The following is a 20,542-nucleotide window of genomic DNA, read 5'->3' on the forward strand; positions in this document are numbered from 1 at the left end:
CCTGTGCCTTTCCCGCGCGCGGCGCGACCCTCGGCTCGTTGCGCCGGAGGGTGGGGGACGGACCCGCGCATTGCGGTGCAACCTAACTTCTACGGCCGCGTATCGGAACAGAGCATCCGTAAATGTTCGGTAACCGGACGCAAAAAGCCAGGTCAGAGCGGGTGGAAATGCGGTGCGAAAAGCTCAAATCTGACGCACCGCCAATGCGTCGGAGGCGCTCGGAGCCCCGTCGCGGCTCACGACCCGCGCAGGTCCAGCACGGTGATCCGCGCCGCGTCCGCGGGCCGGCCGGTCAGCCGCGCCGCCAGGATCCGGGGGATGTCGCCCTCCTGCGAGTATCCGGGCACCACCTCGACCTCCGCCCGCCGCACGCCGGCCTCGCCCCGCACCGCGTACACCACCCGGTACACGGTCCGCTCCGGTGGCGGCGGCGGTGCGCCCTGCGCACGGCTCCGGACGGTCATCGGCATCGACCTCCTCGGCCCATTGTCGGCCCGGTGTGGCCGATCGGGGCAAACCCGGGCACAGTGGGATTCTCGGCACGTCCTCGGCACGTCCTCGGCGCGAGGACGCCGGGCCGGGCGGGAACCTCCGGCAACGGGAAACTCCGGGAAGGAGCGACCCCCATGCAGACCACCTGGAAGGGGACGATCAGCTTCGGGCTGGTCAGCATCCCCGTCCACCTCTACTCGGCCACCCAGGAACACGACGTCCCGCTGCACCAGGTGCACGCCAAGGACGGCGGGCGGGTGCGGATGAAGCGGTACTGCGAGCGGGAGGAGAAGGAAGTCCCGTACGCGGAGATCGCCAAGGGCTACGAGTCCCCCGACGGCCGGACCGTCACGCTCACCGACGAGGACCTCGCCGACCTGCCGCTGCCCAGCAAGAAGATCATCGACGTGCTGGCCTTCGTGGACGCCGACGAGATCGACCCGCTGATGTTCTCCAAGGCCTACTACGTGGGCGTCGCCGACCAGGCCGCCGCCAAGCCGTACGCCCTGCTGCGCGACGCGCTCACCGCGTCCGGGCAGATCGCCGTCACCAAGATCGCGCTGCGCACCCGGGAATCCCCGGCGGTGCTGCGGGTGCACGACGGCACACTGGTGCTGCAGACCTGCATCTGGCCCGACGAGGTCCGCCCCGCGGCCGGCATCGCGCCCGAAGAGGACGTCACCGTCCGGCCGCAGGAGCTCAAGATGGCGCGGTCGCTGATGGACACCCTCTCCGAGGACTTCGACCTCGCCCAGTTGCACGACGACTACCAGCGGGCGCTCCAGCAGGTGATCACGGCCCGGTTGGAGGGCGTCGAGCTCCCGCACGAGGAGGAGCCGGGCGAGGCGCCCGACAACGTGATCGACCTGATGGAGGCGCTGCGCAGCAGCCTCAAGCGGGCCAAGGGCGGGCGGGGGCACGCCGCCGGGCCCGACGAGGACCAGCCGGAGGAGGAGCAGCCCGCGCCCCGCAGGCGCGCCCCGGTGAAGAAGCCCGCCGGATCGGCGGCCGCCGCCGGGAAGGCCGCCCCGGCGAAGAGGACCGCCCCGGCGAAGAAGACCGCGACCGCGAAGTCCGCGACCGCGAAGTCCGCGACCGCGAAGTCCACGACCGCGAAGGTCGCGGCGGGAAAGACCGCGACCGGAAAGTCCACGGCTCCGCGCAAGGCCTCCTGAGCCCCGCGGATCCGGCAGCCCCCCGAGAACCGGAGGCGATCCCGATGGACCTGCTGACGTACAAGGAACTCGACACCGAAACCGACCCCGAGGCCCCGCCGCCGCACCGGAGCCCGGCGCAGCGGGCCTGGCACTGGCTGCTCGGCCTCAACCCGACCGCCGTCGTGTTCATGGTCGCGCTCTCGCTCGGCCTGGGCATGGTCGGCGCCCAGGTGAGCTGGCTGCCGATGCTGGTGCTGATGGCCATCGTCTGGGGAGCGACCGTCCTCGCCCTGGTCGGCGTGGTCGCCCGCTGGATGACGCCCGGCCGGGGCAGGCACCGCGTGGCGCCCTGACCCGGCCGCGTCCGCGTCCGGCTCGTGCCCGGCTCGTGCCCGGCGGTCCGGGGGTGCTCAGCCGATCCACACCGTGGTGATGTTGCAGAACTCCCGGATCCCGTGCCCGGACAGCTCCCGGCCGAACCCGGAGCGCTTGACGCCGCCGAACGGCAGCGCCGGGTGGGAGGCGGTCATCCCGTTGAAGAACACCCCGCCGGCCTGGATGTCGCGGACGAAGCGCTCCTGCTCGCCCTCGTCCCGGGTCCAGACGTTGGAACTGAGCCCGAACGGCGTGTCGTTGGCGTGCGCCACCGCCTCGTCCAGGTCGGCGACCCGGTAGACCGTGGCGACCGGGCCGAAGGTCTCCTCCTGGTGGATCCGCATGGCCGGGGTGATGCCGGTCAGCACCGTCGGCTCGTAGAAGTAGCCGGTGTCCCAGCCCTCCGGGCGCCCGCCGCCGCACTCGACCCGGGCGCCGTGGGTGCGGGCGTCCTCGACCAGCTCCTCCAGGTCGTCCCGGCCCTGGCGGCTGGCCAGCGGGCCGACGTCGGTCGCCTCGTCCATCGGGTCGCCGACGCGCAGCGCCCGCATCGCCTCGGTGAAGGCGGCGGTGAAGCGGTCGTACACGTCGGTGTGCACGATGAAGCGCTTGGCGGCGATGCAGGACTGCCCGTTGTTCTGCGCCCGGGCCCGGACGGCGGTGCGCACCGCCGCGTCCAGGTCGGCGCTGGGCAGCACCACGAAGGGGTCGCTGCCGCCCAGTTCCAGGACGGCCTTCTTCACCTCGTCGGCGGCGGTGGCGGCGACCGCCCGCCCGGCGGGCTCGCTGCCGGTGAGCGTCACCGCGGCCACCCGGCGGTCCCGGATCACGCCCTCGACCGCGCCCGAGCCGATCAGCAGGGTCTGGAAGCAGCCCTCCGGGAAGCCGGCCCGCCGGAACAGCTCCTCCAGCGCCAGCGCCGTCCGGGGCACGTTGGAGGCGTGCTTGAGCAGGCCGACGTTGCCCGCCATCAGGGCCGGCGCGGCGAACCGGACCACCTGCCAGAACGGGAAGTTCCACGGCATCACGGCCAGCACTGCCCCGAGCGGGCGGTAGCGGACGTAGGCGCGGGCGGCGCCGGAGTCGGCGACGTCGGCCGGGGCCGGGTGCTCGTCGGCGAGCAGTTCCTCGGCGCGGTCGGCGTACCAGCGCATCGCCGTGGCGCACTTGGCGGCCTCGGCCCGGGAGGCGGCGAGCGGCTTGCCCATCTCCTCGGTCATCGTGCGGGCGATCGCCTCCCGGTCCTGGTCCAGCAGGTCGGCGGCCCGGCGCAGCAGGTCGGCGCGGGCGGCGAAGGGGGTGGTGCGGTAGCCGTGGAACGCGGCCTCGGCGCGGGCCAGCCGCTGTTCGATGCCGGCCGCGTCGAGCGGTTCGAAGGTCTCCAGGATCTCGCCGGTCGCGGGGTTGACGCTGGCGATGGGCATGCGGGGCTCCCAGGGGGGTCGGGGTCCGGTGCGTCTGCGCCTCTCACCCTCCCCGACGGCCCGCCCGGGGGCACGCCACCACCGCCCGGCGTGTCCCGCCGGGCGGTGGTGGCGCGGGCACGTCTACTCGGGCAGCGACTCCACCCGGGCCGCCGCCTCGCGGGCCCGGGCGCCGGCCCTGGTCCGCCCGGCCGTCACCAGCCGGCTGGGAAAGCGGTGCAGGTACTCGGCCTCCAGCTGCCCGGTGCGCAGGGTGTGCCGCTTGAGGGCCTCCTCCGAGCCGTACAGGAAGGTCTCGTGGCGCGTGCGGTGCAGCTGTTCCAGCTCGTGCAGGAGCGTGTCGTTGCCCAGGGCGTGCGGGGAGACGCCCGCAGGCCGGATGTGCGGATCCTCGACGTGCCGCATCTGGTACCTCCTCGGCGGAAGCCCCCTCCTCCAGGGTGCCCGCTGCCCCCGGCCGGTGCACCAGTTCGGGTGGCCGGGGGCGCGCCCGTCAGGGCGATCGTGATCGAACGGATCGTAGGATGAATGCTTCTGGACTCTTCGCTCCCGCCCCCTACAGCTCGGACAGATCCCCCATGCCGCTCCCCAAGGCCGAACTCCACCTGCACATCGAAGGCACCCTGGAGCCCGAACTCGCCTTCGCCCTCGCCGCCCGCAACGCGGTCGCGCTGCCCTACGCCGACACCGAGGCGCTGCGGAAGGCGTACTCCTTCAGCGACCTGCAGTCCTTCCTGGACCTGTACTACGCCCTGATGGCCGTGCTGCGCACCGAGGAGGACTTCGCCGACCTCGCCGACGCCTACCTCACCCGGGCGGCCGAGGCGGGGGTCCGGCACGCGGAGATCTTCTTCGATCCGCAGGCGCACACCGCGCGCGGCGTGCCGCTCGGCGTGGTGGTCGACGGCCTGACCCGGGCGCTGGCGCGCAGCGAGGAGCGGCACGGGATCAGCACCCGGCTGATCATGTGCTTCCTGCGGGACGAGTCCGCCGAATCCGCGCTGGAGACCTTCGAGGCCGCCCGCCCGTACTTCGACCGGATCGCGGGCATCGGCCTCGACTCGGCCGAGGTCGGCCACCCGCCGGCCAAGTTCCGCGAGGTCTACCGGCGGGCCGCCGAGGCCGGGCTGCGCCGCGTCGCGCACGCGGGCGAGGAGGGCCCGGCGTCCTACATCACCGAGGCGCTGGACGTGCTCGGCGTCGAGCGGATCGACCACGGCCTGCGCTGCCTGGAGGACGGCGAGCTGGTCGCGCGGCTGGTCCGCGAGCAGGTCCCGCTGACGCTCTGCCCGCTCTCCAACGTCCGCCTGCGGTGCATCGACACCCTCGCCGACCACCCGCTGCGCGAGATGCTGGAGGCCGGTCTGCTGGTCACCGTCAACTCGGACGATCCGGCGTACTTCGGCGGCTACGTCGACGACAACTTCCGGGCCGTGCAGCAGGCCCTCGCGCTCGACGAGGAGACCCTGCGCCGGCTCGCCGCCAACTCCTTCCGGGCCTCCTTCATCGACGACGAGCGCCGGGCCGAACTGCTGGCCGAGGTCGAGGAGTTCCGCTTCTAGGAACTGTCCTGAACGGCGGCTGACGGACCGGCCGCCCGGCCCCGGAGCGTAGGGCCCGGGGCCGGGCGGACGAGGTCAGAGCAGGGTGCTCCAGTAGTACCAGAACCGGTTGAGGACCAGCAGGGCGATCACCGCGTACCAGAGCGCCGGGACGACCCAGTGGTAGCGCGCCGCCTCGCGGACGACCGGGCGCAGGGCGCGGCCGGTGGGGATGATCCCGGAGCGCAGGTTGTGCAGGGTGGTGTACCAGAACAGCGGGATCATCGAGGCCCAGACCACCATGCAGTACGGGCAGAGCGCGCTGATCCGGTAGAGCGCCTGGTACATCAGCCAGGTCACGAAGCCGACGCCGAAGACCGTCCCGGCCTGGAGGCCGAGCCAGAACCAGCGCCGGTACGTCGCCCCGGAGAGCAGCCCGGCGCCGATCGCGATGACGACCCCGAAGCCGACCAGGCCGAGCAGCGAGTTGGGGAAGCCGAAGGCCTCGGCCTGGTCGCTGCGCATGATCGAGCCGCAGCTGATGATCGGGTTGATGTTGCAGGAGGGGACGTACGACGGGTCCTTCAGCAGCCGGATCTTGTCCAGGGTGAGGACCGAGGAGGCGAACAGGCCGACCGCGCCGCCGATCAGCAGCAGCCAGGCGAACGGGCGGCTCGCGCCGTACGTCCGCGCGGCGGGGGCGGCGGCCGTCATCCGGTCACCTGCTTGACCATCGCGGTGAACTGCTCGGGCGTGGCGGCCTTGCCGCCGGTGAGGACGTCCAGCTTCTTGCCGTCCAGCTTGACGGTCGGGGTGCCGGTGACGTCGCTCTTGTCGAACTCCTCGTTGACCTTGGCCGCCCACGGCGCGTAGGTACCGTCCTGGACGGCCTTGACGAAGCCGTCGGTCTTCAGCCCGGGCACCTGGCCGGCCAGGTCGAGGAGGTGGTTGACGTCGCCGAAGCCGTCGGTGCGCTCGTCGGGCTGGTTGGCGTAGAGCACGTCGTGGAACTGCTTGAACTTGTCCACGCCCTCGTTGAGCGCGGCGCCGGCGGCGGCCAGCGCGGTGCGCGAGCCCTTGCCGCCGAGGTTCTTGTCCAGGAACGTCGCCAGGTGGTACTCGATCTTGTACGTGCCGTCGTCGGCGAGCTGCTGGACGGCCTTGCCGGTGGTGGTCTCCAACTGCTCGCAGTACGGGCAGCGGAAGTCCTCGTAGATCTCCAGGGTGTGCGGGGCGTCGGCCTTGCCGTAGGTGATCACGGTGCCGTCCTGGCCGCCCGTGTTGGCGGGGACGACCAGCGGGCCGCTCGCGGCCGCGTCGGCGGAACCGGAGCCGGAGGAGCCGCCGACGGCGAAGGCCACACCCGCCACGAGGGCGAGCACGGCGGCGGAGGCGCCGCCGACCACGACCCGGCGGCGGATCCGGTCGGAGCGCTCGGCCTGGGCGCGGGCGGCGCGCATGCGGTCGGTGGCGCTGGTCTTGGCGGCGGCCTTGCGGGTGTTGCTCATGAGGTGTCGTCCTGTGCTCTCGGGCGTGCGGGGGTGCGGGCGCGCGGGGCGCGCGGCGAGAGGACCGGCCGGGAGCGGCGCCGAGCGGCGCGCGCCTGTCAGCAGGCCAGGGCGAGCGCCGGCGGACCGCGCCGGACGGTCGGGCGGACGACGACGTCCTCGGCCGGGACCAGGGTCCGGCTGGCCCGGGGGAACGGCACCCGCGCCACCGGACGGGCCGGGACGGGCGCGGCGAGCAGCCGCAGCCAGCGGGCGGCGGCCGGCAGGTGCCGGTGCAGGAAGTCGCCCAGCATCCGGGCGGTGCGGGCGAGGCCGGCCAGCGCGGCGTCCGCGCGGCGCAGCCAGAACGCGCCGGCCAGCGCGATCGCGGCGTGCAGCAGCAGGAGCAGCAGGACGCCGGTCTGCTGGGAGACGCCGTGGCCGAGCAGGAACCCGCCCAGCGAACCGCCGCCGCACAGCAGCGGCTGGAAGCCGCGCGCGGAGCCGGGCGGCAAGGACGGGCAGGTGGTCTGGGCGAAGTCGAACAGCGCGCTGACGCCCAGCTCCAGCGGCAGGAACACCGCCGCGACCGCCGGGTAGCCGCGCTCGCGGCCGGCCAGCGCGTACGCCACCGCGAACACGGCGACGCAGGCCAGGGCCATCGGGCCGGCCGGCAGCGCGCGGCCGGTGACCAGCACCTGGCCGAGCCCGGCGAGCAGCACGACCAGCGCGGCGAAGACCGCCGCGCGGAGCGTCCTGGTGACCGGGCCGATGTCCATGGCATCCGAGTCTGCCACAGGTTGAAAGCGAAACAGTCGGGCCGGAGGTCCGCTGTGAAGAGCCTCACCACCGGCGCTGAGCTGGGCTTATGCGGCCCTTATGCGGGTTGGGCCGCCGTGCTCACCGGGGCTGCCCGCCGCGCTCGCCCGGGCCTGCCGGCTGCGCTCAGCCGCGTCTGCCCGCCGCGCCGACCCGCTCCTCGACCAGTTCCCGGAAGTGCTCCAGGTCGCCCCGCACGGTCCGCTCGATCGCCCCGGCCAGGGCGAAGCCGCGCGGCCCGCCGAACGCCTCGTGCATCGCCTCCGGGTCGTACTCCACCCGGATCTGCAACCGGGTGTGCCGGGCGTCCAGCGGCAGCAGCGCGAACGCGCCGTGCAGCCGCGGTTCGTCGAGCGTCCGCCAGGACATCACCCGGCCCCGGCCGCGGTCGGTGATCTCGGTGTCCACCGCCCGCTCGGCGCCGTCGACCTCCACCCCGAGGTGCGCCAGGTTCCGCCCGTGCGGGTGGGCGCTGCGGACGCCGTCGACGAACTGCGGGTACTCGTGCACCCGGTGCAGCTGCTCCCAGGCGGCGAGGACGGGGACGGCGAGGTCGATCTGTTCCTCAAGGATGCTCATCACGGTGCTCCGTGGCGGGGGCGCATGGGGGTCGCGGGGTACGGCGCGTAGTTCCAGCCTGCGCCCCGCGCGGGGGTCGGGCAAAGGCACGCCCCCGGGCGGGCGGCCGGCGCGGGGCTGCGGGAGACTGGGCGCATGCCGGAGCTGCCCGAGGTCGAGGCGCTGAGCGACTTCCTGTCCGAGCGGCTGACCGGGCGCGTCATCGCCCGGGTGCAGCCGGGCGCGATCAGCGCGCTGAAGACGTACGACCCGCCGGTCACCGCGCTGGAGGGGCGGATGGTCGGCCCGGTGACCCGGCGCGGCAAGTTCCTCGACATCGAGGCCGGCGGGCTGCACCTGGTGGTCCACCTGGCCCGGGCCGGCTGGCTGCGCTGGAAGGACGGCCTGCCCGCCGAACCGCCGCGCCCGAGCCCGAGGAACCCGCTGGCGCTGCGGCTGCGCCTGGCCGGGGAAGCCGGCGACGGCTTCGACCTGACCGAGGCGGGGACGAAGAAGGGCCTCGCGGTCTACGTGGTGAAGGATCCGGCCGAGGTGCCCGGGGTGGCCCGGCTCGGCCCCGACCCGCTGGACCCGGCGTTCACCCTGGCGGACTTCGCCGCCCTGCTGAGCGGCGACCGGCGCCGGCTCAAGGGCGTGCTGCGCGACCAGGGCGTGCTGGCCGGGGTGGGCAACGCCTACTCGGACGAGGTGCTGCACGCGGCCCGGATGTCCCCGTACAAGCTGGCGTCCAGCCTGACCGAGGAGGAGGCGGCGCGGCTCTACGAGGCGCTCGGCGCCACGCTGCGGGACGCGGTGGAGCGCTCGCGGGGGCTGGCGGCGGGGGAGCTCAAGGCGGAGAAGAAGCTGGGGCTGCGGGTGCACGGCCGGACCGGCCTGCCCTGCCCGGTCTGCGGGGACACCGTGCGCGAGGTGTCCTTCGCGGACTCCTCGCTGCAGTACTGCCCGACCTGCCAGACCGGGGGGAAGCCGCTGGCGGACCGGCGGCTGTCGCGGCTGCTGAAGTGAGGGCACGGGCGGGGCGGGCCCGGTGCGGCCCGCCCCACCCGGGGTGGGTTTCCGTGGGGCTCCGGTGGGGGCGGGCCCGGCGCGGGTTCAGCGCTTGACGGCGACGCCGCCCCAGTAGTACGCGGCCTTCGGGTCGGCCGGCGGCTCGCCGTCCGGGCGCCAGGCGAGGACGGGGGAGAGGCCCGGCTCGACCAGGTCCCAGCCGTCGAAGAAGCGCAGGACGTCGTCGTGGGTGCGCGGGACGAGGGTCATGCCGCCGGCCCGGGCGGCCTCGGTGACCTTGCCGACCGCCTCCGGGTCGAAGTCCTGGGTGGGGGTGGTGAGGGCGATGCAGCTGCCGGCGGGCAGGGCGTCGCGCAGGGCGGCGACCCGTCCCCACGGGTCGTCCTCGTCGGCGATGAGCATCAGCACGGCGATCATCAGCAGGCCGACCGGCTGGGTGAGGTCCAGCGTGGCGGTGAGCGCCGGGTCGGTGAACAGTTCCTCGGGCTTGCGCAGGTCGGCGTGGATGTAGGTGGTCCGGCTGGCGGGGCTGGACACCATCAGGGCGCGGGCGTGGGCGAGCACGATCGGGTCGTTGTCGACGTAGACCACCCGGGTGCCGGGGCTGACCGCCTCGGCGATCTCGTGGGTGTTGGGCGAGGTGGGGATGCCGGTGCCGAGGTCGAGGAACTGGCGGATGCCGTGTTCCCGGGCGAGGTGGCGGACGGCCCGGCCCTGGAAGGCGCGGTTCGCCTTGGCCATCTGCTTGACGCTCGGCACGGCCTCCTCGATGGCCTGCCCCATGGCACGGTCCGGCGGGAAGTTGGTCTTGCCGCCCAGCCAGTAGTCGTACACGCGCGCCGAGTGCGGGGCGGTGGTGTCGACGCCGAACCGTTCCCACTGGCTCAGCTCGGCGGGGTCGTCGTCGGGCCGGCCCTGGTCCGGGATGTCCTGACTTGTCGTCATGGCCACGTCCTCTGATGGCAGATCATCACACTGGGGAAGGCACAGCGTAGCGGTCGGGAGGGGAGGCCGAGCGTCCGGTCGGGGAAGTCGCGGGGAAGCCGGGGGCGGGCGGGGTGCGCTTGCGCCGTCGGAGTGGTGATCGGGCCCGTCTGAGGCGCCATCGGGGAGCGGCGGCGCTACACGGGGGAAGCATTCAGAATGCTGTCAGATCATCAGATTTACTCACGAATGCCCTCGCGGCGACTGCTACTGGTCGCGGCCGGGATGTCCCTGCTCGGGGCGGCCGGCTGCGGCAGCCCCTGGAGCGACGCGGACGACGCCGGGGCGGGCGCCACGGCGCGGCCGCCGGGTGCCGCGCCGGAGGCCTCCGGACCGGGCTCCGGGCCGGAGGCGGCCCAGGCCGCCCCCTCCGCGGCGCCCCCGCCCGCCCCCACGGCTGCGCCGCCGCCCGCCGCCGCCCCGCCGATGCCCGCCCGCCGGCGGCTCACGGAGGAGGAGGCCAAGCCGGTCAACCAACTCGACCCGGGCCAGCGGGTGGTGGGGCTCACCATCGACGACGGGCCGGATCCCCGGTACACGCCGACCGTCCTGGCGCTGCTCCAGCAGTACGGGATCCGGGCGACCTTCTTCCTGGTCGGCGAGTGCGCCGTCGAGAACACCGGGCTGGTCCGGGAGATCGCGGACCGCGGCCACCACATCGGCAACCACACCTGGACCCACCCCGACCTGCGGCACATGTCCGACGAGGCGGTGCGGGACGAACTGGAGCGCACCTCCGACCTGCTGTACCGGACCACCGGGCGCCAGCCGTCCTGGTTCCGCGCGCCCGGCGGGGACTGGTCGCCGGTCGCGCTCAGGGTGACCACCGAGCTCGGGATGCGGCCGATGGGCTGGACGGTGGACCCGGAGGACTGGGCCACGCCCGGGACCTCGGTGATCACCGAGCGGATCCTCAAGAACGTCCGGCCGGGGTCGATCGTGCTCAACCACGACGGTGGCGGTGACCGCTCGCAGACGGTGGCGGCGCTGAAGGCGTACCTGCCGGTGCTGGTCGACCAGGGGTACTCCTTCTCGGCCCCGTCGAACTGAGCGGGGGCGCGGGGCGGCGGGTGCGGGTGGCGGTTTCCCGATGAAGGTCGCGGCTTTACCGCTTAAACCACCCGAAAGAGTGGCTTGGGAGAACCGTTTCTGCTGATTTTGGGCCTCTAGGGTGATCTCGCATCAATGCATCAGGTACCACCAGGTACCTCCTGAAAGGCCATCAATCATGCGTCTCCGCAACACCGCACTCGCCGTCGCCAGCGCCGTCGCCCTCGTCCTCGCGGTTCCGACCTCCGCCGGCGCCGCCACCGGCGACTTCCTCTACAAGGTCGGCCCCGGCGTGCCGGCCGGGCTCGCCGACCCGGAGAGCGGCCAGTGCATCAACCTGTTCGGGGCCACCGAGAAGGACCCGGCCTTCGCGCCGGAGAACTTCACCACCTCGACGGCCACGGTCTTCCTGGACTTCGACTGCAAGGGCGACGTCTTCTACGTCATGAACCCCGGCAAGAAGCTCGGCGACCGGCTGAAGCTGCGCTCCGTGGTCTTCTCCTGAGTGGGGTGGCCCGGGCCGGACGGTCGGCGTACCGTCGAACTGTCCGGCCCGGTCGCCGGCGCCCCGCCGTGCCCGTGCGCGGCTCGCTGTGCCCGTGGTCGGGCGCCCCAAGCCTGGGCAGAGCGAAGGAGGGCCTGGGATGACCGGCAACGGCTACGCACACCCCGAGGCGCTGGTCCGCACCGAGTGGCTGGCCCGCCACCTGGACGACGGGACGATCCGGGTCGTCGAGGTCGACGAGGACACCACCGCCTACGACCGGGACCACATCCCCGGCGCGATCGGCTGGAACTGGACCACCGACCTGCACAGCCGGGTCGGCCGCGACTACGCCGACCGGGAGGGCGTCCAGCACCTGCTGCGGGCGGCCGGCGTGGAGGACGACACCACCGTGGTGCTCTACGGCGGCAACAACAACTGGTTCGCCGCGTACGCCTACTGGCTGCTGCGGTTGCGCGGCTTCGGGCCCGTGCGGCTGCTGGACGGCGGGCGCAAGAAGTGGGAGCTGGAGGGGCGCGGGCTCACCGAAGAGGTGATGGACTACCAGCACACCGCCTACCGGCTGACCGGGCCCGAGCGCCCGGAGCTGCGGGCGCTGCGGGACGAAGTGCTCGGCAAGGCCGAGCTGTTCGCCAAGCCCGGCTCGGACGCGGTGCTGGTCGACGTCCGCTCGCCCGCCGAGTACCGGGGCGAGCTGATCGCCCCGCCGCACCTGCCGCAGGAGCAGGCGCAGGTGCCCGGGCACATTCCCGGCGCGGTGAACGTCCCCTGGTCGCAGGCGGCCAACGACGACGGGTCGTTCCGCTCGGCGGAGGAACTGCGGGCGCTGTACGCGGGGAAGGGCGTGGAACCGGAGCGCGAGGTGATCGCGTACTGCCGGATCGGCGAACGGTCGGCGCACACCTGGTTCGCGCTCACCGAGCTGCTGGGGTACCCGCACGTGAAGAACTACGACGGCTCGTGGACGGAGTACGGCTCGCTGGTGCGGGCGCCGGTGACGCTCGGCGGGTGAGGGGGCGGCGGGTGAGGGGGCGGCGGGTGAAGGGGCGGCGGGTGAAGGGGGTCAGGAGTGAGTGGGCCGGGGGGTGAGGGGTCGGGGCGTGAGGGACGGGTGGGGCGCGGGGGGCCGGCGGGGTGTGTGACGGTGCCGCGGCGGTGCCGTGTCGGCCTGTTTCTTTTCATGAACATCTCACAATTGGGGAGTGGAGCGGGAGCCACCGGGACATGGATCGATCCGACCCATCGTCCCAGTGACCCTGGAGGACCACGTGCGCAAGAGGCTGATCGTCTCTGCTGCCAGCGCCCTGAGCCTGTTCCTGGCCGTCCCCGCCTCGGCGGCCGACTTCCAACCCGGCGCGGCCGGCATCGGAGACCCGTACTACCCGACCTACGGGAACGGCGGGTACCGCGTCTCGCACTACGACATCCGGCTGAAATACCAGCCCGCCACCGACGAGCTGGAGGGCACCACCACCATCCTCGCCACGGCGACCGAGAACCTCTCCCGCTTCAACCTCGACTTCGCGCTGAACGTCCAGGAGGTCCGGGTCAACGGACGTCCGGCGACCTTCGCCACCAGCGGCGAGCAGGAGCTGGAGGTCACGCCCGCCCGGCCGCTCGCCAAGGGCAGCCAGACGACCGTGGTGGTCCGCTACAAGGGCGTCCCGTCCACCGTGAAGAAGTACGGCTTCACCGCCTGGCTGCGCACGCCGGACGGCGCGGTGGCCGCCGGCGAGCCCGAGTCGGCGTGGTGGTGGTTCCCGAGCAACGACCACCCGAGCGACAAGGCCACCTTCGACGTCTCGGTCCAGGTGCCGGACGGCAACCAGGTGATCAGCAACGGCATCCTGACCAGTGCCGTCTCCCAGGCCGGCTGGACCCGCTACAGCTGGCGCGAGAACAAGCCGCAGGCGACCTACCTGGCCACCCTCGCGGTCGGCAAGTTCGACGTCACGACCGACACCACGCCGAGCGGGCTGCCCGTCTACAACGCGTACAGCAAGGACCTCGGCGAGGACACCGACGCGGCCAAGGCCAGCGTCGAGCGCACCGGCGAGATCGTCGACTGGCTGAGCGGCGACTTCGGCGACTACCCGTTCAGCTCGGTCGGCGGCTACGTGCCCAACGTCAAGACCGGCTTCGCCCTGGAGACCCAGACCCGGGTCTTCTACAGCCCCCGGCAGTTCGCGCGCGGCTCCAACACCTCCGTCGTTGTCCACGAGCTGGCCCACCAGTGGTACGGCGACAGCGTCTCGGTCTCGCACTGGAGTGACATCTGGCTGAACGAGGGCTTCGCCCGGTACTCGCAGTTCCTCTGGTCCGAGCACGAGGACGAGGGCACGGCGCAGGAACTCGCCGACTACGTCTACGCCTCGCACCCGGCCGACGACCCCTTCTGGACCGTCAAGCCGGGCGACCCGGGCGCCGCCAACCAGTTCGCGAACGCCGTCTACGACCGGGGCGCGGTGGCCATCCAGGCGCTGCGCAACGCCGTCGGGGACGACAAGTTCTTCCGGATCCTGAAGGGCTGGCCCACCGAGCGCCGCTACGGCAACGCCTCCGTCCCGGAGTTCCAGGCGTACGCGGAGAAGGTCTCCGGGAAGAAGCTCGGGGACCTCTTCGCCACCTGGCTGTTCACCGCCTCGAAGCCGGCCGCCGGGCCGGCGCCGGCCGCAGCGGCGGCCTCGCTCGCGCCGGGTGCCGGCGCGGGACAGGACGCCGGGCGGCTGCCGGCGGAGCCGAAGTCCTGGAAGAAGATCCAGGAGACCAACTCGCTGCACGACGAGGAGCGTTGATTCCTGAGTCCGTTGAGCCCCCGGATGTGACCTGGTGACCAGGTGACCTGGTGACCTGGTGACGGGCGTGGTCCGGTCGGCCGCTTGAGGAAGCGGGCGGTCGATCGGGCTACGCCGCTCCGGGGCCGTCCGCCGCCAGCAGCTCGGTGAGGCGGCGGACGGCGAAGGGTATGAGCTCCCGGACCGGGATCAGCCGACAGGGCGCGTTGCCGACCAGCACCTCGCGGATGCCCGCCCGCTCCTCGAACTCCTTTCCCACGGCCGGGAAGTGGGTGTCGTTGTCGTCGCCCACGTCGGGTGCCTCGATCCAGACCCGCTCGCCCTGGATCGCCATCGGGAAGCGCCGGAGCTTGAGGCGGCGGTTGGGCGCGAAGGTCTCTGCGTAGTGCAGGAAGGTGTTGCGGTTGTGCCCGACACCGATCAGCAGCACGTACCCGCCGAGGTCGTGCAGCGCGCCGAAGGGCGACTCGCGGCCGACCGCGAAGCCCAGCGAGCGGCGGGCGGTGACCTCGCGGGCGTGCGCCCCGACCGCGGCGACCGAGGCCTGCGGATGCGTGCTGCGCAGGCTCTCCGGCAGCGCGCGCAGCGCCTCTGGTACGGCGCCCATCAGTGAGGGGAGCCCGGGGTGGAACAGCGGGACGGCGGCGCGCCGTTCGGCGACCTCGGGGCTCGGCAGGCCGGTGTGCTCCGGTGCCGGGTCCCGGACGACGGCGGTGGTGAAGGTGGGCACCGCGACCGTGCCGCCGGGCCCGACCGCCTCGCGCAGGCTGGCCACCACGGACGCGGCACCGCCGTCGACCCGGCCGAGGCTGGAGAGCGAGGAGTGCACGATCATCGCCATGCCCTCGCGGACGCCCACCCGCCGCCAGCCCTCGACGAGATCGGCGGTGCTGAGCGGCGCCTCGAGCGGTGCGTCGAGCGGGGTGGTGCGCGGGCCGGCGCTGTGCGCGGTGGTGCGGTGCGCGGTCATGGTGCCCCCTGGCGGTGCTGTGCAGGTGCTGGTGGGATCGTTCGGGGCCGACCATAGCGCGTGACACTGACAACCGGTCAGGACGGGGTGGCGGTCCGGCAGTCCGTCCTGACCGGTCGTGCGGTGCAAGGTCGGAGGCCGTTCAGGGCCTCGACCCCGTCGCTTCGGCCAGCACCCGGGCCTCCTGCTCGGGCGTGAAGCCGTGGCCGAGGGGCGGTTCGCCGCGCTCGCGGTCCCAGGCGAGCACGTCGGCGGCGGTGACCGCGAGCGGGGTCGCCGGCATCCCGGCCGCCCTGGCCCGGGCGGCGCTGCGCTGCTGTCCGGGCCAGAGCGGCGCGGCCCGGACCAGCGGGAAGAACGGCGGCGGCGCGCTCTCCGGCGGCACCGGGACGACCTCCACCTCGGTGCCCGCGACCTCGGCGCAGGTGGCGATCAGCCCGCCCAGTGTGGTCGGTTCGGCCGGGCCGACGGCGTGGAAGGCACCCGCCCGGCCGTCCTGGAGCAGCCGGACCACCAGCCGGGCCAGGTCGCGCACGTCGACCACCTGGACGGGCTGCTCCGGCCGCCCCGGCAGCGCGATCCGCCCGCCCCGGGCGGCCCGGCGCGCCCAGTAGGTGAGCCCGCGCTGCTCGTCGTGGGGGCCGGCCACCTTTCCGGGGCGCACGATCGTCGCCCCGTCCCCGTAGCGGGCGGTGACGTCGTCCTCGCAGGCGACCTTGAGCCGGCCGTACGTCTCCTCGGTGAGCTGCTCGGCGTCGCGCAGCGGTGCGCGGCGCGGGACGGACTCGTCCGAGCCGGGGGTGAGACCGGCGCGCTCGTACACCGCGTGGCTGGAGATGAACAGGTAGCGGCCGACCCGGTCGCCGAGCGCGTCCATGGCCTGGCCGACCTGGCGGGGGCGGTAGCCGCTGACGTCCACCACCGCGTCCCAGCGGCCGCCGCGCAGGGCGGTGTAGTCGCCGGTGTCGCGGTCGCCGATCAGGTGGGCGGCGGCGGGGAAGAGGCCGGGGTTGGTCCGGCCGCGGGTGAACAGGGCGACCTCGGCGCCACTGCGCAGGGCGTCGTCGGCGATCGCGCGGCCGACGAAGGAGGTGCCGCCGAGGAGGAGGATCCGCATGGGCCCAGCGTAGCGGCGGGGCCGGGGGAACAACGGATGGTGAGGGGGCGCCGGAGGGCACCGCGCATCACGCGGTGCCCTCCGGACAAGGGCCTAGGCTGCTTCGAGAGCGCGGGCCTCGGTGAGGATCAACTCCTCGATCCCGTAAAGGAAGCGTTCCATCGCCGGGCGCGGGAGCACCGCCGGGTCGGCCGTCATGGTCAGGCTCAGTGCGCCCGGGGACTGCAGCGCGTCCAGGGCGTAGGTCAGGCCGGGGCGGGGCTCGAACTCCACCGGCCAGGTCAGGGTGGTCACGTCCTCGCCTGTCCCGGTGTCGGGGGATGCGGTGACCAGCTCGCGGGTGTCGTTGAAGATGCAGGACCGGTCCGCGAGCGGGACGCCCTCGGCGGCGAGCCGCCCGATCTCGGCCTCCAACCGGAGCTTGTCGTAGTAGGCGTGGCGGTAGGCGCCGATCGCGGCGGCGTTGGTGCGTCGGACGACGTCCCCGAACTCGGCGGTGGCGTCCGGGAGGTGGAACAGCCCGTCGCCCGCGACCACGCTCACCGCGTTGGTCAGCTCGGGCAGGAAGCGGTTGCTCACCACGACGTTCAGCACCGCGTCCGTCGAACCCGACAGCCGGGCCGTCATCGCCGCCGTCGCCGCCAGCAGCACCGAGGAGGAGGTCACCCGGTGGGCGGCCGCCACCCGGTCCACCGCGCGGGGCAGCGCGGGCGAGCGCAGGACGGCGTTCGGGAACCTGGTGGCCGGCGTGGCCGGCTCACCGGGCGGGGGGAACAGCCGGGCCGGGGCCAGCCGCAGCTTGCGCAGGAACTGCTTGCGGGCGCCCTCGTCCCGCCGCCGACCGCGCTCCGAGGCCTGGAACTCCGCCTCCTCCAGCGGTTGCTGGGCGGGCTCGCGGATCTTGGCCAGCTCGTCCGGCGAGGTGCCCTGGCAGAGCGCGGTCAGGTCGGCCACCAGGCGGCTCATCCCCGTGCCGTCGACCGCGGTGTGCGAGAGCACCAGGCTCACGTACCGGGCCGACCCGCCCGTCTCCACGACGCCGACCCGGATCGGCCACTGGGCGGCGGTGTCGAACGGCAGCGCCGCCAGCTCCTCGTGCAGCCGCGCGCCCGCCTCGACCGGATCGGCCGGCTCCGCGCAGTGCCGTACCTCCACCTCCAACCGGCCCTCGGGGTCGACTACTTGGCGCAAGCGGCCGGCCTCGCCCGGCACCAGGCGGGTGTGCAGCGAGTCGTGCAGATGGAGCAGTCGCTCCAGGCCGGCGAGCAGGACGGGCAGCGGCAGCCCGGGGTCGAGCGGCGCAGCCGCGGCGATGTTGTAGCGCGGCGCGTCGGCCGGGGCGAGCCGGCTCACGGCGTCCCGGATGGCCTGTTGGCCCCAGGTGGCGGGACCGGACCCGGCCCGGCCGGACGAGAAGGCGATGTGCAGCAGTTGACGAGTGGTCACCGTGTGGCTCTCCGATGTGGCGGTGGATCGTGACGTCGTGCCGGTGCGTTGGGAGCGCGGATGCTGCTGGGGAGAGTGTGGCGCACCGCCTGCCCGCCGTCGAGGCCCGGAGCCCGGGGGCCGGGGCTCCGGCGGGCGCGCGGCCGGGGCTTCCGCATCTATCTCGACGTGAAGTATCTTGATGTCGAGATTGATGCCGATCATGCAACGGGGGCCTGCCATGCGGGGGAACGGACTGATGGCGCAGCTGCGGAAGCCGCCGGGCGGGCGGGACGCGCGGATCATGCTGCTGGCGCAGTGCGTCGACCGGACCGGGAGCGGGGTGTGGGCGGCGGCCTCGGTGCTGTACTTCACCTACGTGTGCGCAATGGACGCCCGACAGCTCGGCGTGCTGCTGGGCGTGGGCGCGGCGGCGGGGATCGCCGGGTCCCCGCTCGCCGGGCGGGCGGCCGAACGGCTGCCGGTGCGGTGGCTGCTGATCGGGTGTCACCTGCTGCGGATCGGGACGATGGGCCTGCTGCTGGTCGTCGACGACTTCGCCACGCTGCTCCCCGCCGTCGCCCTGACCTGCCTGGCCGAACGGGCGGCCAAGACCCTGGAGATGCTGTTCGCCACCCGGATCGCGGGCGAGCGGCGCGGCACGTACCAGGCGCTGTTCCGCAGCGTGGCCAACGCCGGGTACGCGCTCGGCGCGGGCATCGCGGCGATCGGCCTGGCGATGGGCACCACGACCGCCTACCGCGCGCTGATCGTGGCCAACGCGCTCTCCTTCGTCCTCGCTGCCGTCCTGGTCTGGCGCACCCGGGAGCCGGCCGGGCGCGGCCTGGTCGCGGCGGCCTCCGGGGAGGAGCCCGCCGCCGCCCCGGCGGCCGTGCCGAGCCCCTGGCGCGACCGGGGCTACCTGCTGTTCGTCGCGCTGGACATGCCGCTGAACCTCGACGACTCGATCCTCAACGTCGGTCTGCCGCTCTGGCTCGTCCACCACACCGGCGCGCCGCACGCCGTCGTCCCGGCCTTCCTGATCCTCAACACGGTGCTCGTGGTGCTCCTGCAACTGCGCGTCTCCGCGCGGGCGGAGGGCCCGCGCGGGGCGGCCGCGGCGGTGGGCTGGTACGGCCTGACGCTGCTCGGCTGCTGCCTGCTGACCGCGCTCGCCACCGGCGGCGGGCCGTGGACGGCCTCGCTCGCGCTGCTCGCCGCGGCGATGCTGGTCACACTGGCGGAGCTGATGCGCTCGGTGAGCTCCTGGGAGCTGGCGGTCGTCCTGGCGCCCCCGGGGGCCCAGGCCTCCTACCTGGGGGTGGCCGGGATGGCCCAGTCGGTGCAGAAGTCGGTGGGCCCGCTGCTGCTCACCGGCGTGGTGATGACGGCCGGTCCGGCCGGCTGGCTGGCCCTCGGCGCGGCGACCGTCGGCCTCGGCGCGCTCCAGCGCCGGGCCAGCCTGCGCCGGCTGGCGGCGCTGGCCGGCCCGGCGGCCGAGCCGTCGCCGCGGGTGGGCGCGGCGGTCGGCTGATCCGGCGCGTCGCGGCCGCCGGGCGCCCGCCGGGCCCGGTGCCGCCGGCGGGCCGGGACGGACGGCGGAGGGGGCGTCAGGGCCTCGTGACGTGCGGGGGGACGGTCGGCCGCGTTGCCGCGGGGCGGCTCGTCAGATCGGCTGGCGGGCCATTTCCGCCGGTCCGGGCCGGGTGGCGGTGACGACGTGGTAGTCGAGGAGGCCGCTGCGCCAGGCGGGGAGGAAGTTGCGGCTCCAGTGACCGGGAGGGACGGCGTCGGTGAGATAGCGGTCGAGGCCGGGCCAGACGGCGTCGCCGATGGACTCGGTGGTGATGGTGGTGAAGCCGGCCGCGGTGAGGTCGCTGGTGAAGGCGGCGAGGGGGTGGGGGACGTCGAGGCCGTCGGCGAAGCTGGCGAGGAGGATGCTCAGGCGCTCGGTGATGTCCGGTCCGGCGGCGGCGAAGAAGGTGGTCACGACGAGTCGGCCGCCCGGGCGTAGGACGCGGGCGGTCTCGCGGGCGAAGCCGGTGAGTTCACGGAAGTGCTGGGCGGCCTCGACGGAGTAGACGCCGTCCAGGGAGGCGTCGGCGAAGGGGAGTTGGTTGGCCGATCCGAAGGTGTAGGCCAGCCGATCGGGGTAGGTGGCCAGGGCTTTGGCGTTGACGGCGCGGGCGCGCTCGATCTGGTCCGGGTGGATGTCGACGCCGGTCACGCCCCCGAACCGGAACTCGCGCAGGGCGAGCGCCGCGCCGAGTCCGCGCCCGCAGCCGACCTCGGCCAGCCGCAGCCGCTCACGTGGCTCCGCGAACTCCCGCAGGACCCGGCGGTAGAGCTGCTCCTGGCTGTGGACCCGGTCCTCGGTCGTCGGGGCGGTGAGGTCCATGTCCTGCCAGTAGCCGAAGTTGATGAATCCACCGGCGAAGCTCGCGGCCCGGGACAGATCGCCGGCACCGTAGGTCCGGCGTACGGGGGCGGGGATGTGGTCGTGGCTCATGATGGTCGGTCTCCCGGTGTGTGATGTACCCGGTCTCGGCGGTGGAGTGACGACCCCGGACCGGGGGCGCTGAACGCGCAGTGTGACGGTGTGGCGGCGCTGTGACCGGCTCCGCGGTGTTCGGCGCCCGTCGGGCGCGCCGAGGTACGTACCCAAACCGGTGGTGATCCGAACACGGTACGTGATGGACCCCGGTCCGGGGCGGGAAAGGGGCGCGGAGGTGGCCCGGGGGGCTCAGAACACCGCCGCACTACCCTGGGCGGCTACCGGGCGCGCGGACTTCCTGCGGGAGGCGGCCGACGGGG

The 20,542-nt window shown here is 73.7% G+C and carries 21 protein-coding genes; 9 read left to right on the forward strand and 12 right to left on the reverse strand.

Annotated features, from left to right (window positions below; all coding sequences use genetic code 11):
• Nucleotides 1–236 precede the first annotated feature (236 nt).
• Nucleotides 237–464 (reverse strand): hypothetical protein, encoded by a 228-nt coding sequence (locus tag AB0O82_RS09235; RefSeq protein WP_363581730.1) that lies wholly within the window; start codon nt 462–464, stop codon nt 237–239.
• Nucleotides 465–626: 162 nt separating this feature from the next.
• On the opposite strand from AB0O82_RS09235, the gene AB0O82_RS09240 reads away from it, so the two are divergent.
• On the forward strand, nt 627–1,667 hold the full coding sequence (locus AB0O82_RS09240) for a Ku protein (RefSeq protein WP_363581732.1): 1,041 nt from the start codon (nt 627–629) through the stop codon (nt 1,665–1,667).
• Between the two features lie 44 nt (nt 1,668–1,711).
• Nucleotides 1,712–2,002 (forward strand): hypothetical protein, encoded by a 291-nt coding sequence (locus AB0O82_RS09245; protein WP_363581734.1) that lies wholly within the window; start codon nt 1,712–1,714, stop codon nt 2,000–2,002.
• A gap of 57 nt (nt 2,003–2,059) precedes the next feature.
• On the opposite strand, the gene AB0O82_RS09250 is transcribed toward AB0O82_RS09245, so the two are convergent.
• Both AB0O82_RS09250 and AB0O82_RS09255 read right to left on the reverse strand, forming a co-directional pair.
• Complete coding sequence (locus AB0O82_RS09250) at nt 2,060–3,448, reverse strand: NADP-dependent succinic semialdehyde dehydrogenase (protein ID WP_363581736.1); 1,389 nt, start codon at nt 3,446–3,448, stop codon at nt 2,060–2,062.
• 123 nt (nt 3,449–3,571) lie between these two features.
• Nucleotides 3,572–3,853, reverse strand: coding sequence for a DUF6158 family protein (locus tag AB0O82_RS09255; protein WP_350883625.1), 282 nt, complete (start codon nt 3,851–3,853; stop codon nt 3,572–3,574).
• A 173-nt stretch (nt 3,854–4,026) separates the two neighbouring features.
• On the opposite strand from AB0O82_RS09255, the gene AB0O82_RS09260 reads away from it, so the two are divergent.
• Nucleotides 4,027–5,010 (forward strand): adenosine deaminase, encoded by a 984-nt coding sequence (locus tag AB0O82_RS09260; protein WP_363581738.1) that lies wholly within the window; start codon nt 4,027–4,029, stop codon nt 5,008–5,010.
• Nucleotides 5,011–5,085: 75 nt separating this feature from the next.
• On the opposite strand, the gene AB0O82_RS09265 is transcribed toward AB0O82_RS09260, so the two are convergent.
• The 4 genes from AB0O82_RS09265 to AB0O82_RS09280 form a co-directional block, all read right to left on the reverse strand.
• Nucleotides 5,086–5,703 (reverse strand): vitamin K epoxide reductase family protein, encoded by a 618-nt coding sequence (locus tag AB0O82_RS09265; RefSeq protein ID WP_363581740.1) that lies wholly within the window; start codon nt 5,701–5,703, stop codon nt 5,086–5,088.
• Entirely contained in the window at nt 5,700–6,497 is a 798-nt protein-coding gene (locus AB0O82_RS09270; RefSeq protein ID WP_363581742.1) for a thioredoxin domain-containing protein, read from the reverse strand. The genes AB0O82_RS09265 and AB0O82_RS09270 overlap by 4 nt, the downstream gene beginning before the upstream one ends.
• Nucleotides 6,498–6,595: 98 nt before the next feature.
• Nucleotides 6,596–7,255 (reverse strand): hypothetical protein, encoded by a 660-nt coding sequence (locus AB0O82_RS09275; protein ID WP_363581744.1) that lies wholly within the window; start codon nt 7,253–7,255, stop codon nt 6,596–6,598.
• Between the two features lie 166 nt (nt 7,256–7,421).
• Complete coding sequence (locus tag AB0O82_RS09280) at nt 7,422–7,874, reverse strand: SRPBCC family protein (RefSeq protein ID WP_363581746.1); 453 nt, start codon at nt 7,872–7,874, stop codon at nt 7,422–7,424.
• Between the two features lie 135 nt (nt 7,875–8,009).
• On the opposite strand from AB0O82_RS09280, the gene AB0O82_RS09285 reads away from it, so the two are divergent.
• Complete coding sequence (locus AB0O82_RS09285; protein WP_363581748.1) at nt 8,010–8,879, forward strand: DNA-formamidopyrimidine glycosylase family protein; 870 nt, start codon at nt 8,010–8,012, stop codon at nt 8,877–8,879.
• Nucleotides 8,880–8,966: 87 nt separating this feature from the next.
• Here the strand turns inward: AB0O82_RS09285 and AB0O82_RS09290 are convergent, their stop codons facing one another.
• A complete protein-coding gene (locus AB0O82_RS09290; protein WP_079135406.1) occupies nt 8,967–9,827 on the reverse strand; it encodes an SAM-dependent methyltransferase in 861 nt (286 codons plus the stop codon).
• A 228-nt stretch (nt 9,828–10,055) separates the two neighbouring features.
• Here AB0O82_RS09290 and AB0O82_RS09295 point away from each other — a divergent pair, with 228 nt between their 5' ends.
• From AB0O82_RS09295 to AB0O82_RS09310, 4 genes are all read left to right on the forward strand, one after another.
• Nucleotides 10,056–10,916: a polysaccharide deacetylase family protein gene (locus AB0O82_RS09295; RefSeq protein WP_363581750.1), complete on the forward strand. Its 861-nt coding sequence runs from the start codon at nt 10,056–10,058 to the stop codon at nt 10,914–10,916.
• A gap of 178 nt (nt 10,917–11,094) precedes the next feature.
• Nucleotides 11,095–11,421, forward strand: a complete 327-nt coding sequence (locus tag AB0O82_RS09300) for a hypothetical protein (protein WP_363581752.1) — start codon at nt 11,095–11,097, stop codon at nt 11,419–11,421.
• Between the two features lie 139 nt (nt 11,422–11,560).
• Nucleotides 11,561–12,433 (forward strand): sulfurtransferase, encoded by an 873-nt coding sequence (locus AB0O82_RS09305; protein ID WP_363581754.1) that lies wholly within the window; start codon nt 11,561–11,563, stop codon nt 12,431–12,433.
• Between the two features lie 256 nt (nt 12,434–12,689).
• Complete coding sequence (locus AB0O82_RS09310; RefSeq protein ID WP_363581756.1) at nt 12,690–14,216, forward strand: M1 family metallopeptidase; 1,527 nt, start codon at nt 12,690–12,692, stop codon at nt 14,214–14,216.
• 109 nt (nt 14,217–14,325) lie between these two features.
• On the opposite strand, the gene AB0O82_RS09315 is transcribed toward AB0O82_RS09310, so the two are convergent.
• The 3 genes from AB0O82_RS09315 to AB0O82_RS09325 all read right to left on the reverse strand — a co-directional run bounded on the left by AB0O82_RS09315 (nt 14,326) and on the right by AB0O82_RS09325 (nt 17,749).
• Nucleotides 14,326–15,186 (reverse strand): AAC(3) family N-acetyltransferase, encoded by an 861-nt coding sequence (locus AB0O82_RS09315; RefSeq protein WP_363581758.1) that lies wholly within the window; start codon nt 15,184–15,186, stop codon nt 14,326–14,328.
• 142 nt (nt 15,187–15,328) lie between these two features.
• A complete protein-coding gene (locus AB0O82_RS09320; protein ID WP_363581760.1) occupies nt 15,329–16,303 on the reverse strand; it encodes an NAD-dependent epimerase/dehydratase family protein in 975 nt (324 codons plus the stop codon).
• A 93-nt stretch (nt 16,304–16,396) separates the two neighbouring features.
• Nucleotides 16,397–17,749, reverse strand: a complete 1,353-nt coding sequence (locus AB0O82_RS09325) for a condensation domain-containing protein (protein WP_363581762.1) — start codon at nt 17,747–17,749, stop codon at nt 16,397–16,399.
• A gap of 238 nt (nt 17,750–17,987) precedes the next feature.
• Between AB0O82_RS09325 and AB0O82_RS09330 the strand changes: the two genes are divergently transcribed.
• The gene (locus AB0O82_RS09330) at nt 17,988–19,262 is read left to right on the forward strand and encodes an MFS transporter (RefSeq protein ID WP_363581764.1); all 1,275 of its coding nucleotides are present in this window, start codon (nt 17,988–17,990) and stop codon (nt 19,260–19,262) included.
• 132 nt (nt 19,263–19,394) lie between these two features.
• On the opposite strand, the gene AB0O82_RS09335 is transcribed toward AB0O82_RS09330, so the two are convergent.
• Nucleotides 19,395–20,237 carry a methyltransferase domain-containing protein gene (locus AB0O82_RS09335; protein ID WP_363581766.1) on the reverse strand — a complete coding sequence of 281 codons (843 nt, stop codon included), beginning with the start codon at nt 20,235–20,237 and terminating at the stop codon, nt 19,395–19,397.
• Between the last annotated feature and the right edge of the window lie 305 nt (nt 20,238–20,542).

The organism is Kitasatospora sp. NPDC088264 (genome assembly GCF_040685715.1).
GTDB lineage: Bacteria > Actinomycetota > Actinomycetes > Streptomycetales > Streptomycetaceae > Kitasatospora.